We start from the raw sequence: 16,262 nt of genomic DNA, 5'->3' as shown, positions 1-16,262 counted from the left end.
TTTCTAATCTCTAAGCTTTGGATTTAAAGCATCACTTAATGCGTCTCCAATAATATTAAATGATAAAGTAATTAGTGATATAGCTATTGATGGAATTAAGAATAAGTAAACATGTGAGTTAATTTCTTTGAAACCATCTGCTGCTAAGTTACCTAATGAAGCTTGAGGAATAGGAACTCCTAGACCTATAAAGCTTAAGAATGCTTCTGAGAATATTATTGATGGTATGTCCATAGTAAGTTTAACTATTATTACACTTAAAGTATTTGGAATTAAGTGCTTGAATATTATTCTAGTAAAACTTGCACCAAGAGCAGTTGAAGCCATAACATATTCATTTTCTTTTAATTTTAGAACTTCACCTCTTACTAGTAGGGCATATCCTAACCAACGTGTTAGTGATAATGCGATTACTATAGTCTTAACACTGTTACCCATTACAACCATTAAAAGTATGATGTATATCATAGATGGTACAGCTATAACTATTTCTATAAATCTAACCATTAACATATCTACTATTCCACCGAAGTATGCTGCAATAGAACCGTATATAGTACCTACAACAACACAGACAGCAGCTACTATTATTGCTAATTCCATAGATACTCTAATACCTTGTGATATACGTGCGAATAAGTCACGTCCAAGTGTATCTGTACCTAGGTAATGTCCTAATTTTATTCCTTTTAGTGGAGTTAAGAATCTTAATTTTGTATTTTGTTCAAAGTATGAATACTTTGTAATGTGTTGTCCAAAGATGGCTAAGAATAGTCCAAAACCTAAGAAAACTAAGAATGCCATAGCAAGTTTATTCTTTTTAAATCTTCTCCATGCATCTTGCCAGTAAGTAAGGCTAGGTTTAGTAATTTCTTCTCTTTTATTCTTGTCTGGACCCACAAATGTGAAATCTTCAGGAGTAGTTACATATTTTTCTCTGTCATATTTAACCATTATTTACCCCCTCCAATTTTTATCTTAGGATCAACTAAAGCATAAACTAGATCCATTATTATCATCATAAGTATTAAAAATGCTGCATAAAAGACTGTAACACCTAATACCATTGTATAGTCTCTATCGATTATACTTCCTATGTAATATTTACCAAGTCCAGGTATACCAAACATTGTTTCTATAACGAATGAACCTGTTAATACACCAGCTATTGTAGGTGATATTATTGTAATAATTGGTAATAACGCATTTCTTAAAGCATGTGTCATTACTATTTTAAATGGGCTAACCCCCTTAGCTATTGCTAATTTAATATAGTCTTGTTCCATAATTTCTATCATTTTACTTCTAGTAAGTCTTGCAATTTCTGCTACTATGAATAGTCCTAATGCTATTACAGGCAATATCTTCTTAGCAGGGCTGTCCCAACCAGTTAGTAATATTCTACCCAGTGGTAGATGTAGCTTATTAATCAATATCTCTTTATGTATATTTACAGCATATAGTTGTAGTAGACCTGCTATTATGAAGCTTGGTACTGATATACCTATTACTGCTATAATCATTGAGAATCTGTCAATAAGTTTGTTTCTGAATAATGCTGATAATATTCCAAGAGGTATACCGACTATAAGTCCAAAAAGTATAGCTCTTATTCCTAAGTCAGCTGAAACAGGGAAGCTTTCCTTTATTACTGAGTTAACACTTCTACCTCTTTCCTTCATAGATAATCCTAAATCAGCTTTACTTAACTGTTCTAAGTAAGTTTTGTATTGAGTAGATAAAGGTTTATCTAGATTGTATTTTGCCATCAAATTTGCTTTAATTTGAGGCGGAATGGCTTTTTCACCTTGAAATGGGTCTCCAGGTAATTTATGTAATAATACAAATGTTATTGTTATTATTAATAATAAGGTAATAAAGCTGGCAATAATCCGCTTTACTAAAAATTTTAAAATATTTTTCATAGTTCTCCTTTCTCTATTAGGCTTTTAAAAATATATGGGTATTATAGCTTATATATTTTTTTAATACAAGATTAGTGAAAATCATGATTTAGAAAAAATATAAATTAGAAAAATAAGAATCTGTTAAAGAAAAGCTATAGACACTGACAATATTAGTCTGAAAAGTTATTCAATTTCTTTTATGTATAAATATAAGTAATGTAAGCATAAAAATTTTTAATGTAAAAAAAACTAAAAAAATTTGAAATTAAAGGCTTTTAGCAATTATCAAGCATATGTGGAATAAAAAAATATGGAACTGAATGAGGCATATTGCTTATACGAAAAGTGTAATATATAATAGGAAAAAATAGGAGGTAAATATATATATGAAAAAAATATTAACAGTTTTACTAGCAACAGTAACTTTAGCAGTAAGTTCATTTTCACATGGACATTTTAAAAGACCTGAATTTAAAGAAGGAACAGAAAAGGTATATGTGACATATAAGGATAAAAGTAATCTGCCTTTAAAATTAATTATTGCAAAAACTAAAGATACAAACTTAGATGTAGCATATGTTTGGGGTTGGGGTAGAATCTTTATAGTAAAAACAAAATATGGTTATGCAGATAGAAATGGTAATTTTGATATTATTAAAACTAAAAAAGGTGATTTAATAATAAAGGCAAATGTTACAATGATGGATATAGATAAAGGAGAATTTTTCCATTCAACATATGGATACCTACACTCACATGTATATCCAAAATTAAGTGAAAATAAGATAAAGATTGAAGATAAAGACTATGAAGTAGTTAAATTTGATCCAGTAGGGCCTTATGATAAGTCTGTAATGTATAAAGAAAAAGACGGTAAGTTCACTTATTTATACATACCAAAACCAATGGGACCTGGATATAAAGTACCTGATATGGCAGAATTTAAGTTCACAGCAAAATTACATAGAGAAAAATAAAAACCTATCAAGTTGAAAATATATGTGAAATATAATATAATATGTTGCGATAACAAATGATGGGAGAGATTTATGAAATACTTCTTTTTAGTAATTGATTACTTAATACCAATATTGTTGATTATTTCATATCCGTATTGGAAAAAAATAGCAAATGGTCCTATAAACAACGCATGTGGTATAAGAACTAAAAATTCGATGAAGAATCAAGAGAATTGGAAGAGAATAAATATGCTTTGCGGGAAAATATCAATGATTTTAGGAGTTGTTTTATTTATTTTTGTTTCAGTAGTTTTGTACTTTAATATATTACCAATGGAATGGAATGCACTTATGTTAACGGTAATATGTTCGTGTTCGTTTGTATTTATGTGCATATATATTGATAACAAATTTGACAAGTAAAGGATTAACTTTTTGTTAATCCTTTTGTTACTTAATAAAAAATAGGGGTTTTTATGGAAAAAAATAAAAAAAGTTTGCCACTGCTTATACTCATGTCATGTATAACTTTAATGGCAATATTATGTGAACTTATGCCAACTAGTTTTTTACCACAAATAGGAAGCGTGTATGGTATAGGTATATCAGAAACAGGTAGATTAGTAGGTATCTATGCATTAGCATCTGCTATTTTTGGAATACCTTTAATTTCATATACTGTTTCGTGGAATAGAAAAAAACTATTAACTATACTTTTAATAGGTTTTTCAATTTCTAATTTAATTGTAGGTTTTGCACCATCTTTTAATATTATGCTATTTGGTAGACTATTAGGTGGACTTTGTGCAGGAACACTTTGGCCTATGATAACAGGTTATGGAATAAAATTAGTTAATAAGGATGAAGAAGGAAGAGCAGTTACAATAATTATGTCAGGTATAACAATAGGAATGTCTGTTGGACTACCTATTATGACTATTATAGGTAATCTTTTAAGTTATAGGGCAATATTTTTAATATTAGGAATTGCTTTACTTGTAATAGCTTTTTTATGTTATTTAAAATTACCTGATATAGCAGGAGAAAAAAAGGATAAAAGTAATTCAATTCTTACCATGCTTACAAATCCAGGTGTATTTTTAGTTATTGTCCTAACATTTTTAGGAGTAGGTGCAAACTATGGAGTCTATACCTTTATTACTAATCTAATAAAAGATACATCATATCCTAGTATTGCAACAGCACAGTTGTTTATAGGAATAGGTTCAATAATTTCTGTAATTCTAACTATGAAATTTATTGATAAACATCTACACCTTATGGTCCTAGTTTTGTTTGTAATAACAGCAGTAGTATTTCTAGTATTTATCTTTAATAGAAATTTAATAGTATTACATACATTGTTCTTCTTATGGGGACTAGAATTTGGATCATTAAGTAGTATATTTCAAACTGCAACAGCTCATCAAGTTACAAATGGAGTTGAAGTTGCTAATTCATTACAATCATCATCATTTAATTTTTCAATTATGATAGGTTCAACAATTACAGGATATTTAGTTGAAAATAGTGGAGTAAGAGCAATACTACTTTTTGCAGTTGTATTATCGATTATAGGGTTTGTTATTTCAGTTTTAAATAAGGAAAGATTTAAAGTTAATTGATAAGTTGACAATAATAGATATTTGTAATATAATAAGTATGTTAAAAAAATAACTAACTAGGAGGATTTGAATTATGGTTAATGATATTCAAAGTTTGAGAGAACTTATGAGTAGAGTTAGAAAAGCTCAAGAAATATATTCAACATTTGATCAAGAAAAAGTTGATAAGATTTTCAGAAAAGTAGCTCAAAAAATTAATGATGAAAGAATAACTTTAGCAAAACTTGCACATGATGAAACAGGAATGGGAGTTGTAGAAGATAAGGTTATAAAAAATCATTTCGCATCAGAATACATCTATAACAAATACAAGGATGAAAAAACTTGTGGAGTTTTAGAAGAAGATAAAGCATATGGTATTAAGAAAATTGCAACACCTATAGGAGTAATTGCAGGGGTTATACCTACAACAAATCCAACATCAACAGTAGCATTTAAAGTATTATTAGCACTTAAAACAAGAAATGCTATAATAATATCGCCACACCCAAGAGCAAAAAATGCAACTATATACACAGCTAAAATAGCATTAGAAGTTGCTAAAGAATATGGAGCTCCAGATGATATTATTGGATGGATAGATGAACCTAGTCTAGAATTATCTAAAGAATTAATGGCAGAATCAGACTTAATTTTAGCTACAGGTGGTCCTGGAATGGTTAAGAGTGCTTATTCATCAGGTACACCAGCTATAGGAGTTGGATCTGGAAATACACCAGTAATAATAGACGAAACTTGTGATATAAAGATGACAGTAAACTACATCCTATTATCTAAGACATTTGATAATGGTGTAATATGTGCATCTGAACAATCATTAATAGTAGATAAGAATATATATGACAGAGTTAAGAGTGAATTCCAATTAAGAGGAGCATACTTCTTAACTGATGAAGAAAAAAATAAATTAAGAAAGACATTATTTAAAAATGGTGTAGCAGGAGCATTAAACCCAGAAATAGTTGGTAAGAGTGCATATGCAATTGCAAAATTAGCAGGATTCGAAGTTCCTAAATTAGCTAAGGTATTAATTGCAGAAATAGAAAAAGCAACATTCGATGAAGAATTAGCACATGAAAAATTATCACCAATTTTAGGTATGTATAAATCAGAAGGATTCGATGAATCAATAGAAAAAGCAGCAGCTTTAATTGAATTAGGTGGATTAGGACATACATCAGTTATGTATGTAAACCCAGCTGAAAAAGAAAAGATTGAAGTATTCGGAAGAAGAATGAAAACTGGAAGAACATTAATAAATATGCCAGCATCTCTTGGAGCAATAGGAGACGTATTTAACTTTAAATTAGAACCATCGTTGACATTAGGTTGTGGATCATGGGGTGGAAACTCTGTATCAGAAAACGTTGGAGTTAAGCACTTATTAAATATTAAAACTATTGCAGAAAGAAGGGAAAATATGCTTTGGTTCAAAGTTCCAGAAAAGATTTACTTTAAATATGGATGTTTACCTCAAGCACTAGAAGAATTAAAAGGTGAACATAAAAAAGCAATGATAGTTACAGACAAGACTTTAGCTGAACTAGGTTATGCAAACCATATTACAACTGTTTTAGAAAAAATAGGAATAGATTACAGAATATTCTCTGAAGTTGGTGTAGATCCTACTTTAAGTTGTACAAGAGAAGGAGCTAAATTAGCAAGAGAATACCAACCAGATGTAATTATTGCATTAGGTGGAGGTTCTGCAATGGACGCTGCTAAGATTATGTGGGTACTTTATGAATATCCAGATATTAGATTTAAAGATCTTGCAATGAGATTTATGGATATAAGAAAGAGAATATTTGCATTCCCTAAGATGGGTATAAAGGCTAAATTCATAGCTATAGCAACATCAGCTGGTACAGGATCTGAAGTAACACCATTCTCAGTTATAACTGACGATGAAACTGGAATAAAATATCCATTAGCTGACTATGAATTAACACCAGATGTAGCAATAAATGACCCAGAATTAATGTTAACAATGCCAAGAGGATTAACAGTAGCTTCAGGTGTTGACGCATTAACTCACGCAATTGAATCATATGTATCAATAATGGCTACTGAATATACTAAACCATATTCATTAGAAGCTATTAAATTAGTATTCCAATACTTACCAGAATCAGTTGCATTAGGAGTAAAAGCTGTTAAGGCTAAAGAAAAGATGTCTAACGCTTCATGTATAGCAGGTATGGCATTTGCTAATGCATTCCTAGGTATAGTTCACTCATTATCACATAAATTAGGTGGACAATTCCACATACCTCATGGTATCTGTAATGGTATGCTATTAACAGAAGTAATTAAGTACAATGCTACTGATGCTCCAGTTAAGATGGGAGTATTCCCTCAATACAGATATCCAGATACTAAGAATAGATATGCAAAAATAGCTGATTTCTTAGGATTAGGTGGAGAAACTAGAGAAGAAAAAGTAGAAAAATTAATTAAACACATAGAAGAATTAAAAGAAAGAGTTGGAGTACCTAAGACAATTAGAGACTGGGGAGTACCTGAAAAAGACTTCTTAGAACATGTTGACCAAATGGCATTAGAAGCATTTGATGACCAATGTACACCAGCAAACCCTAGATACCCACTAATTTCTGAATTAAAAGAAATTTATCTAAGAGCTTACTATGGTGCAGAAGAATATGAAAAAATGTATGATATGACTAATGCACACGAAAAGAAAGAAACAAAAAAGAAAAAATAATATAGAAAAAATACTAGAACAATGATTCTAGTATTTTTTTTTGGATATAGTATAATTAATAAAAGTAGGTGAAAAATGGATATTGATGAAAAAATGATTAAGGCATTCAGTAATAGAGTAAAAAAAGAGTATGAAGAATTTGTGTATGAGGGTATAAATGTTTCTAAGATACGTTCTATGGTAGGAGGGTATAGTAGCATTGATTTAGCACCAAATATACAAGTAAGAAAAGAAAAAAATGTATATATATACTCAAAAGGTCAGACAAATAGGGTCATATTCTCAATACATGGTGGAGGCTTTTATGCTGGAGATGTAACTTCTATTCAAAATTGTAATAAATACATAGCGAATAACACCAACATAGATGTTATATCAATAGACTACACACTAGCACCTACAAAACAATATCCGTATATAATGTACGAAATATATGATACAATAAGGGAAAATATAGAAAAATATGGTTATACAACAGTATATATATCAGGTGACAGTGCAGGTGCAATGTTGGCACTAGATGTAGTGCTATTAAATCCTAGCATATTTTCATATGTTTTTATGTATTATCCAGTTATACAAATAGAAAAAAGAGCTAATTGGAGTATAAAAGAATATAACCTAAAAGAACCTTGTACTTATGCAAAGGCAAGTATAATGCAACTTAAATATTCTATAGACACCATGAAAAAGCTGTATCTCCCCAAAGAGTATAACAAAGATTCTATGTATATTAATCTATTAAATATTAAAAAGGAAGACTTTAATAAATTACCTAAAATATTAGTTGTTAAGGCTGAATATGATTATTTTAACTTAGATATAGATGATTTTTGTAATAAGTTTAATATAGAGTGCATAGAGTATAAAGGAATGGGGCATGGCTTTTTAGAAATTTTGGGCTATGTTGACAGTGCAAAAGAAGTATTAGATGAAACAATAAAGAGGATAAAATGAAAGTTTTAATAGTAAAAAAAGATGGTATTAAAATAGAAAAGGAATTAGAAATATTAAAAGAGTATGATATACAAATTGTAGATGAATATCCAGAATATATACTAACATTTGGAGGAGATGGAACAATATTAAGGGCATTAAAATATGCAATAAAGTATATGGTTCCAATATTAGCTGTAAATTTTGGAAGAGTTGGATATATGGCTGACATAGATAGCAAGTATTTTAGAACTAGAATAGAAGAGTTATTGGATAACAACTTTAACTTAAGTAAGAGATACTTATTAGAATGTAGTATAAATGACAAGAAATACTATGCACTAAATGAAATAGCATTTAAATTTGATAGGGTTGGAGAATTAGTCCTATATGACGAAGACAAGGAAATTAGTGGATTTAGAGGCGATGGACTTATCATTTCAACTCCAACAGGATCAACAGCTTATGCAATGTCAGCAGGTGGTAGCATTATACATCCTAGTGTAAAGGTTATGAATATTGTTGCAATAGCACCTCAATATCTAGGAACAAGGCCATTAATATTGCCAGAAAAAAATCTAGTAGTAAAATCAAATGCAAAAATATATATAGATGGTAAGCAAAAATCACATTTTTGCCCCCAAGTTAATGTGAAATACTCTGATAAATATGTTCAATTAATAGAACCAAAAGATAAAAATTTTTACTATATACTAAGAAAAAAACTCGATTGGAGAGGTAAAAAATGAAAAGAATTAAAATGCTTTTAGTGCTATTACTTTTATCATCATGTACAAGTTTGACTATAAAGTCACTGGATATATTAAGTAATGATATAGTCCAAGATAAGGATCAATTTTTGAAAAATATATTGTATGCATATAGCTTAATTGAAACAATAGATAAAAAGTATGGCTATACACTAGTGCCGTATAAGTATAAAGATACACTATTTTTTAACTACAAGAAAAAGGATAGTAAAAATGTTTTAGTTTATGTACACGGAGGAGCATTTTACATTAGAACGGTAAATAGTTTTTACTATACAATGAATGAAAAGATTTTAGAAAATTGTCCAAAGGATTATGAAATAATATTGTTGGACTATAAGGGATTAAAATATCCTGAACAAAATAAGGAATTAGAAAATGTACTAGATTATGTTCAAAAAAGATATGATAGAATAGTTTTAATGGGAGATAGTTCAGGAGGGAATTTAATATTATCTCAAATTTTAAAAAGAAGGGATGAGCACAAAAAGTTACCAGATGGACTAGTACTATTATCGCCATGGACAGATTTAACTAATACGGTAAAGAGTAGAAAAGATAATTTTACAAAAGATGTACTATTTGGTAAGACTTATCCTAAACTATTATTGAATAATCCATATATAGAAGATGTAAAAGATAAAACTAATCCATATATTTCACCAGTGTATGGAGATTATCATAATTTTCCTAAGACATTAATACAGTGTGGAAGTACAGAACTTTTACTAGATGATTCAAGAATAGTTTATGAAAATATGAAGAAAAATAAGGTTGATGCTAAACTAGAAATATATGATAATATGGTTCATGTATTCCAATTATTCGGTATATTCGATAGGACAGATGAGGCATTAAAAAATGTATCAAAATTTTTAGGAGGGATATATAAGTGATAAAGAAAATATTTTTAATAATTTTCCTAAATTTTACCCTGTTATCTTGTTCAATATTAAAGATTACAGATATATTAATTAATAATGTCATAACCAATAAAGAAAAAGTTATAGATATATATGATACAGTTGATAAATTAATAAATACAGTAGACTATAAGCCAGGGTATAGTATAAATGCATACAAATTTAGAAATACCGTCTTTTATAGATACAGAAAAAAAGACAGCAAAAATGCACTAGTTTATGTACATGGTGGAGCTTTTAGAGTTGAGTATATAAAGTCAGCATATTTTAAATTTAATGAAAGAATACTAGAAAATACAAAAAATAGCAATTATGAGATTCTACTTGTAGACTATAAGGGTAAAAAATATCCTAGCCAATCAATAGAAGTTAATAATGTCGTAGACTATGCACTAAATCATTATGATAAAATAGTAATAATGGGAGATAGTTCAGGAGGGAATTTAATACTATCAACACTTTTGAAAAGAAGAGATGAGAATAAACCTTTAATAGATGGTATAGTTCTTTTATCACCATTTACAGATTTGAGTAACAAGGTAAAAAGTAGGGTTAATAAATTTGATGATGATATCTTATTCGGTGTAAGTTGGCATCCAAGATATTTAAATAATAATCCATATGTAAGTGAAGTTAAAGATTTAACAAATCCATATGTTTCCCCAGTATATGGTGATTACTATAACTTCCCTAAAACATTAATACATTATGGTGCAAATGAAATATTGAGTGATGATTCAATATTAGTGTATAATAATATGATAAAAAATAGGGTAGATGCAAGGATAAAAGGGTATAAGAATATGCAACATAATTTCCAATTATTTAATATATTTAAAGAAACAAATGATTCGATAAATAAGATTTCAAGATTCTTGGAGGAAATATATAATGATAAAAGAGTTGACGATAAATAATTTAGCGATAATAAAGAATGTGCAAATGGAGTTTGATACAAATTTCGCAGTAATAACAGGTGAAACTGGAGCAGGGAAGTCACTAGTATTAGATGGTATATCCTTACTATTAGGAAAAAGATCTAATGTAAATGACATAATGAAAGATTGTGACAGTTTAACTGTTGAGGGTGTTATTGAAATAAGTGATAATTTAAAGTCTAATTTAGAAACACTTGTAGATGATATAGATTTTAGCGATAATGAATTAATAATATACAGAAAAATTACAAAAGATGGTAAGACAAAGATAAATATAAATGGCAAAAGAGTAACATTAGCAACACTAGCTAGTATTACAAAACAAGTAGTTGATATAGTTGGTCAACATGAAAACCAATATCTATTAGACAAATCATATCATTTGTCTTTACTTGATGAATTTTTACCTAATAAAATTAATTTAAAAAGCATAGTTAATAAGATACATGATGTTAATAAAAAAATTGAAGACTTAGAAGAAGAAAAGAAAGCTATTTTAGAAAAAAAGGACTTATATGAATTTAGTATAAATGAAATTTCAGAATTAGATCTATACGAAGGATTAGATGAAGAATTAGAGTATAAGTATAAAAAAAGCTTTGACATAGGTAGAATAACAGAAGCACTAAGTATATTACAAGGTAATCTAAATGAGAAGATATTGCCTAGTTTAAAAGAATGTATAAGACCACTACATGGAGTAAGTGAGTATGAAAATATACAAGAGCTATTAGAAAAAGTAGAAAGTGCTAGAGAATTACTAAATGAAGTAGATTCTGAAATATATATTCCAGAAGAAGAAGATGATATAGAAGAAATTAATGATAAATTAAATAAAATTAACAAATTAAAGTTTAAGTATGCTGGAAGTATTACTGACATCTTGAAGTATAAGAAAGACTTAGAAGAAAAATTAATTAATTTTGAATATTCAGATGAGAATATAAAAAAGCTTAAACAAGAAAAAGAAGAATACATAAAAGAATATATAGAAGAAGCCCAAAAATTAAGCGAGCTTAGAAAAGATTTTTCTAGAAAATTAGAAGAAATGGTAAATACTGAGTTGAAAGAACTAAATATGAAGGAAGCTTCATTCAAAATATACTTTAAAAACAAAGATGGATTCTATACCTCAGGTATAGATGATGTAGAATTTATGATAAGAACAAATAAGAATCAAGATTATCAAAAATTAGCTAAGATAGCATCTGGTGGAGAAATATCAAGAATAATGCTAGCATTAAAGATAGTATTTTCTAGAGTTGATAAGCTTGAAACTTTAGTGTTTGATGAAATTGATGCAGGTATTTCAGGGCAAACTGTTAAGCTTGTAGCTGATAAGTTAAAACAATTATCAAATAATGTTCAAGTCATATGTGTAACACACTCACCTAATATAGCAGCAAAAGCTAGGGAACAATTTATGATATACAAGAAAAATTCAGAAACAAAGATAAAGAAATTAGATTCAGAACAAAGAGTACAAGAAATTGCAAGAATAGTTGCTGGAGATAATATTACTAGTGCCTTAGTAGAACACGTAAAAGAAATGATGAGTGAGTAGAATGGATAATGAAAATCTAGTATATGTAAATGAATTTTTAGATTATCTTAGACTAGAAAAAGGTAGTTCAGAACGTACTATAGAAAGCTATAGGACAGATTTAAAGACTTTTTTTAAATTAGTAGATAAGAAATACAATGTAATACAAAAAGATGATATATATGGATATATAGAAAAGATAAAAGGGATGTATAAGTATAATTCTACACAAAGAAAGATATCATCACTAAAGTCTTTCTATAAGTTCCTATACACCAATAGATATATACAAAAAGATCCAACTAATACTGTACGTTCTATGAAAAAGCAAAAAAGACTTCCTGATATATTAGATGAAGATGAATTAAAAAGACTAATTGATACATACAATCATGAAGCTAAAAATGTTAGGGATAGAATTATACTAGAATTATTAATAGCAACAGGTGCTAGAATATCAGAAATAATTAATTTGGAAATTAAAGATGTAGAAGATAGTGAATACAAATTTATTAGAGTCTTAGGTAAGGGTAGTAAGTATAGATACATACCAATATACAAAAAAATGGGAGAAATATTAAAAGAATATATATACAAAGAAAGAGAAATGCTTTTAAATGGAAAAAGAGATTTTAAAGTTTTTCCTAAAACAACTAGACAGGGCTTTTATATAAGCCTAGTTAAACATGCAAAGATGTGTAATATACAAAAACATGTACATCCACATATGATAAGACATACAGTTGCTACAATATTATTGAAAAATGGAGCAGATATTAGAACTGTACAAGAAATATTAGGTCATGCAGGTATAACGACTACAGAAATTTATACTCACGTAGAAAAATCAAAGTTAAAATCTATTTACGATAAAATACAATTGGGAGAAGAAGATGAAGATAAAGATATTTAAATATTTAGGTAATGAATCAAATATACAAATTTCTATGATATTATTCATACTAACATATATATTATCATTTAAGTTTGATATATTTAAGATACTGTTAATTTTATCTAGTATACTTTTAAGCTATATTTTAATTAAGCTATACTTTAAAGAAGGTAAATTTATACTTTTACCCTTTATTTTCATAACGTTAGATATATTGGTTTTATCATTTTTTAAATTTGGGATTTTGCATTTAATAACATATGTATTGTCGATAATAGGAATAACATATAGTGAATATAGGAATTTTAATAATAATGGTATATATGACTCTATTGAACTTAGTGTTGTATACACAATATTAAAATTAATAATATTTATTAGAATGTTTTTTAGATAAAAAGGAGGAATAACTATGAATTATTTAGTCCTTATAGGAATAGTAATAATAGTAGTAGGATTTAGTTTGAAGCTAGATGTATTAGCAGTAGTTCTACTATCAGGAATAGTTACAGGCTTATTAGCCAAAATGAACATATTAGAGATATTGAGGATAATTGGTAAGGCGTTTATAGATAATAGACTTATGTCAATATTTTTCATATCATTACCAGTAATAGCATTGCTTGAAAGAAATGGACTAAAAGAAAGAAGTGCAAAACTAATATCTAAATTAAGTAATGCAACAGCAGGTAAAATTCTTAGTATCTACATGGTTATAAGAACAATTGCATCAGCATTATCAATTAGAATAGGTGGGCACATACAATTTATACGTCCATTGATATTACCTATGAGTGAAGCAGCTGTTGGAAGAGAATTAACTGAAAAAGAAAAAGAAGAATTAAAAGGATTAAATGCAGGAGTAGAAAATTATGCTAATTTCTTTGCACAAAATATCTTTGTTGGTTCAGCAGGCTTACTATTAATCCTTGGGACACTAAAAGAAGCAGGTATAGAAGTAACACTTAAGGGCCTAGCCTTTTATTCTATACCTATAGGTATAGTTACAGTAATTTTAGCTATAATACAATTTGTATTATTTGATAAAAAGATACAAAAGGGAGGTAAAAAGTAATGAAAGTTATTTTATCTGAATTAATGTATGTGCTGTGTGGAATAGTATGTATACTAACAGGGTTTAGAGGCTTAAAAAATGAAAAGAATAAGATTACTACCTTCCTATTTTGGAATATTTTAGCTATTACTTTTATCTTTGGTAAATATATTCCTTATGAATATACAGGTGTACTTCTTATTGTTCTAGGGATAATAACAGTAACTAACAAATTAACTATGGGACAATTTAAAAATGTTAGTGAATCTCTTAGAATGGCTAATAGTGAAAAATTTAGAAATTTGATCTTTATACCAGCATTAGCAATAGGTATAGCTTCATTTTTACTATTACAATTCAAGATACCATCAGTAATTAGTATAGGTGGAGGTTCAATAATAGCCATAGTCTTAGCATTAATAATATTCAAACCAAATGTAGGGGATACAGTAGAAGATACAACAAAACTAGTAATGCAAGTTGGAGCAGCATCACTATTACCTCAACTTTTAGCAGCCTTAGGTTCAATATTTACAAAAGCAGGTGTAGGAGATGTAATATCTAGCTTAGTCTCAACTATTATACCCCAAGGGAATATAGTTTTAGGTGTAATAGTTTATGTAATAGCTATGGCAATATTTACAATGATAATGGGTAATGGTTTTGCAGCATTTTCAGTAATAACTGTGGGTATAGGTATACCTTTTGTTATTAACCAAGGTGCTAACCCTACAGTAGTAGGTGCATTGGGAATGACAGCAGGATTTTGTGGAACTTTAATTACACCTATGGCAGCTAATTTTAATATAGTGCCAGCATCAATTTTAGAAATGAAGGATAAATACGGAGTTATTAAAGCACAATTACCAATAGCATTAGCACTAATAGTAGTACATATATTATTAATACTTGCATTAGCATTTTAATTTTAAAAGGGGGAATACATAGATATGAAGATATTAGTAACAGGGTTTGATCCATTCGGAGAAGATAAAATTAATCCTGCAATAGAGTCTGTAAAAAAATTACCAGATGAAATTAAAGGAGTTGAAATTATTAAATTAGAAATACCTACAGTATATATGAAATCACTTGAAAAGATAGATGAAGCAATAAAGGAATACAATCCAGATGTAATATTATCAATAGGACAAGCAGGAGGTAGACCAGATATTACTGTTGAACGTGTAGGTATAAATGTAGATGATTATAGAATAAAAGATAATGAAGGGAATCAACCTATAGATACTAAAATATATGATGATGGAGAAAATGCATACTTTTCAAATTTACCTATAAAAGCAATAGTTGAAAATATTAGAAAAAATAATATACCAGCATCTATTTCAAATACAGCAGGTACATTTGTATGTAATCACGTCCTATATGGAGTACAATATTTATTAGACAAGAAATATCCTAATAAGAAATCAGGATTTATACACATACCATTTTTACCAGAACAAGTAATAAGTAGACCAAATACACCATCTATGTCTATTTCTACAATAGTAAAAGCATTAACACTAGCATTAGAAGCGATAATAGAAAATGATAGTGATAAAAAGATAAGTGGAGGCACAATATGTTAGAAAAGTTATTTGTTTATGGATCATTAAGAAAAAAAGGGTATAACCATCATTATTTAGAGGGTAAAGCAAAATATTTAGGAACTTACTATGTTAGTGGTGAGCTATATACATTAAAAGATAAGAGATATCCTGCACTTTTAGATAGTGATACAGAATATTCAGTAGGTGAGCTATATGAAGTTATGGATGATTTTAAAGAAATGGATGAACTTGAAGGATATGATGAAAAAAATCTAAAAAACAATGAGTATAATAGAGTCGTTGTAGAAGTGTATGATAAAAATATGAAAAAGATAGATGAAGCATTTATGTATAAGTACAATATGGATAATGCTAAAAATCCTGAAAGATTAGGTAAAAAAATAGAGGGTAATGATTATATAAGCTAGGCTTTG

General features: G+C 28.4%; 17 protein-coding genes. 15 read left to right on the top strand and 2 right to left on the bottom strand.

Going from position 1 to position 16,262, the window contains the following annotated elements:
• Window positions 1-3: 3 nt before the first annotated feature.
• Together VC03_RS05620 and VC03_RS05615 are read right to left on the bottom strand one after the other, a co-directional pair.
• On the bottom strand, window positions 4-954 hold the full coding sequence (locus VC03_RS05620) for an ABC transporter permease (protein WP_046329056.1): 951 nt from the start codon (window positions 952-954) through the stop codon (window positions 4-6).
• Window positions 954-1,925, bottom strand: a complete 972-nt coding sequence (locus VC03_RS05615; RefSeq protein ID WP_046329055.1) for an ABC transporter permease — start codon at window positions 1,923-1,925, stop codon at window positions 954-956. Before VC03_RS05615 ends, VC03_RS05620 begins: the two co-directional genes overlap by 1 nt.
• Window positions 1,926-2,293: 368 nt before the next feature.
• Between VC03_RS05615 and VC03_RS05610 the strand changes: the two genes are divergently transcribed.
• From VC03_RS05610 to VC03_RS05540, 15 genes are all read left to right on the top strand, one after another.
• Window positions 2,294-2,884, top strand: coding sequence for a hypothetical protein (locus tag VC03_RS05610; RefSeq protein WP_046329054.1), 591 nt, complete (start codon window positions 2,294-2,296; stop codon window positions 2,882-2,884).
• Between the two features lie 72 nt (window positions 2,885-2,956).
• Window positions 2,957-3,289 (top strand): SdpI family protein, encoded by a 333-nt coding sequence (locus tag VC03_RS05605; protein WP_046329053.1) that lies wholly within the window; start codon window positions 2,957-2,959, stop codon window positions 3,287-3,289.
• Between the two features lie 53 nt (window positions 3,290-3,342).
• On the top strand, window positions 3,343-4,491 hold the full coding sequence (locus VC03_RS05600) for an MFS transporter (protein WP_046329052.1): 1,149 nt from the start codon (window positions 3,343-3,345) through the stop codon (window positions 4,489-4,491).
• A gap of 73 nt (window positions 4,492-4,564) precedes the next feature.
• Window positions 4,565-7,216, top strand: coding sequence for a bifunctional acetaldehyde-CoA/alcohol dehydrogenase (adhE, locus tag VC03_RS05595; RefSeq protein ID WP_084710375.1), 2,652 nt, complete (start codon window positions 4,565-4,567; stop codon window positions 7,214-7,216).
• Between the two features lie 75 nt (window positions 7,217-7,291).
• Entirely contained in the window at window positions 7,292-8,173 is an 882-nt protein-coding gene (locus tag VC03_RS05590; RefSeq protein WP_046329050.1) for an alpha/beta hydrolase fold domain-containing protein, read from the top strand.
• Window positions 8,170-8,901: an NAD(+)/NADH kinase gene (locus VC03_RS05585; RefSeq protein ID WP_046329049.1), complete on the top strand. Its 732-nt coding sequence runs from the start codon at window positions 8,170-8,172 to the stop codon at window positions 8,899-8,901. Before VC03_RS05590 ends, VC03_RS05585 begins: the two co-directional genes overlap by 4 nt.
• Window positions 8,898-9,818 carry an alpha/beta hydrolase gene (locus tag VC03_RS06620; protein WP_052727717.1) on the top strand — a complete coding sequence of 307 codons (921 nt, stop codon included), beginning with the start codon at window positions 8,898-8,900 and terminating at the stop codon, window positions 9,816-9,818. The genes VC03_RS05585 and VC03_RS06620 overlap by 4 nt, the downstream gene beginning before the upstream one ends.
• Window positions 9,815-10,762 carry an alpha/beta hydrolase gene (locus VC03_RS05575; protein ID WP_046329048.1) on the top strand — a complete coding sequence of 316 codons (948 nt, stop codon included), beginning with the start codon at window positions 9,815-9,817 and terminating at the stop codon, window positions 10,760-10,762. Before VC03_RS06620 ends, VC03_RS05575 begins: the two co-directional genes overlap by 4 nt.
• Window positions 10,737-12,347 (top strand): DNA repair protein RecN, encoded by a 1,611-nt coding sequence (gene recN / locus VC03_RS05570; RefSeq protein ID WP_046329047.1) that lies wholly within the window; start codon window positions 10,737-10,739, stop codon window positions 12,345-12,347. The genes VC03_RS05575 and recN overlap by 26 nt, the downstream gene beginning before the upstream one ends.
• Window position 12,348: 1 nt before the next feature.
• Complete coding sequence (locus VC03_RS05565; RefSeq protein WP_046329046.1) at window positions 12,349-13,239, top strand: tyrosine-type recombinase/integrase; 891 nt, start codon at window positions 12,349-12,351, stop codon at window positions 13,237-13,239.
• Entirely contained in the window at window positions 13,220-13,618 is a 399-nt protein-coding gene (locus tag VC03_RS05560) for a hypothetical protein (RefSeq protein WP_046329045.1), read from the top strand. The genes VC03_RS05565 and VC03_RS05560 overlap by 20 nt, the downstream gene beginning before the upstream one ends.
• A gap of 15 nt (window positions 13,619-13,633) precedes the next feature.
• Window positions 13,634-14,296, top strand: coding sequence for a 5-oxoproline transporter, DUF969 family subunit (locus VC03_RS05555; RefSeq protein ID WP_046329044.1), 663 nt, complete (start codon window positions 13,634-13,636; stop codon window positions 14,294-14,296).
• The gene (locus tag VC03_RS05550) at window positions 14,296-15,201 is read left to right on the top strand and encodes a DUF979 domain-containing protein (protein WP_046329043.1); all 906 of its coding nucleotides are present in this window, start codon (window positions 14,296-14,298) and stop codon (window positions 15,199-15,201) included. The genes VC03_RS05555 and VC03_RS05550 overlap by 1 nt, the downstream gene beginning before the upstream one ends.
• A 24-nt stretch (window positions 15,202-15,225) precedes the next feature.
• Complete coding sequence (pcp, locus tag VC03_RS05545; protein WP_046329042.1) at window positions 15,226-15,867, top strand: pyroglutamyl-peptidase I; 642 nt, start codon at window positions 15,226-15,228, stop codon at window positions 15,865-15,867.
• Entirely contained in the window at window positions 15,861-16,256 is a 396-nt protein-coding gene (locus tag VC03_RS05540) for a gamma-glutamylcyclotransferase family protein (RefSeq protein ID WP_046329041.1), read from the top strand. Before pcp ends, VC03_RS05540 begins: the two co-directional genes overlap by 7 nt.
• The last annotated feature ends 6 nt before the right edge of the window (window positions 16,257-16,262 follow it).

Origin of the sequence: Sneathia vaginalis (assembly GCF_000973085.1) — a bacterium.
Classification (GTDB): domain Bacteria; phylum Fusobacteriota; class Fusobacteriia; order Fusobacteriales; family Leptotrichiaceae; genus Sneathia; species Sneathia vaginalis.
This window is presented reverse-complemented; position numbering and strand designations above follow the sequence as displayed.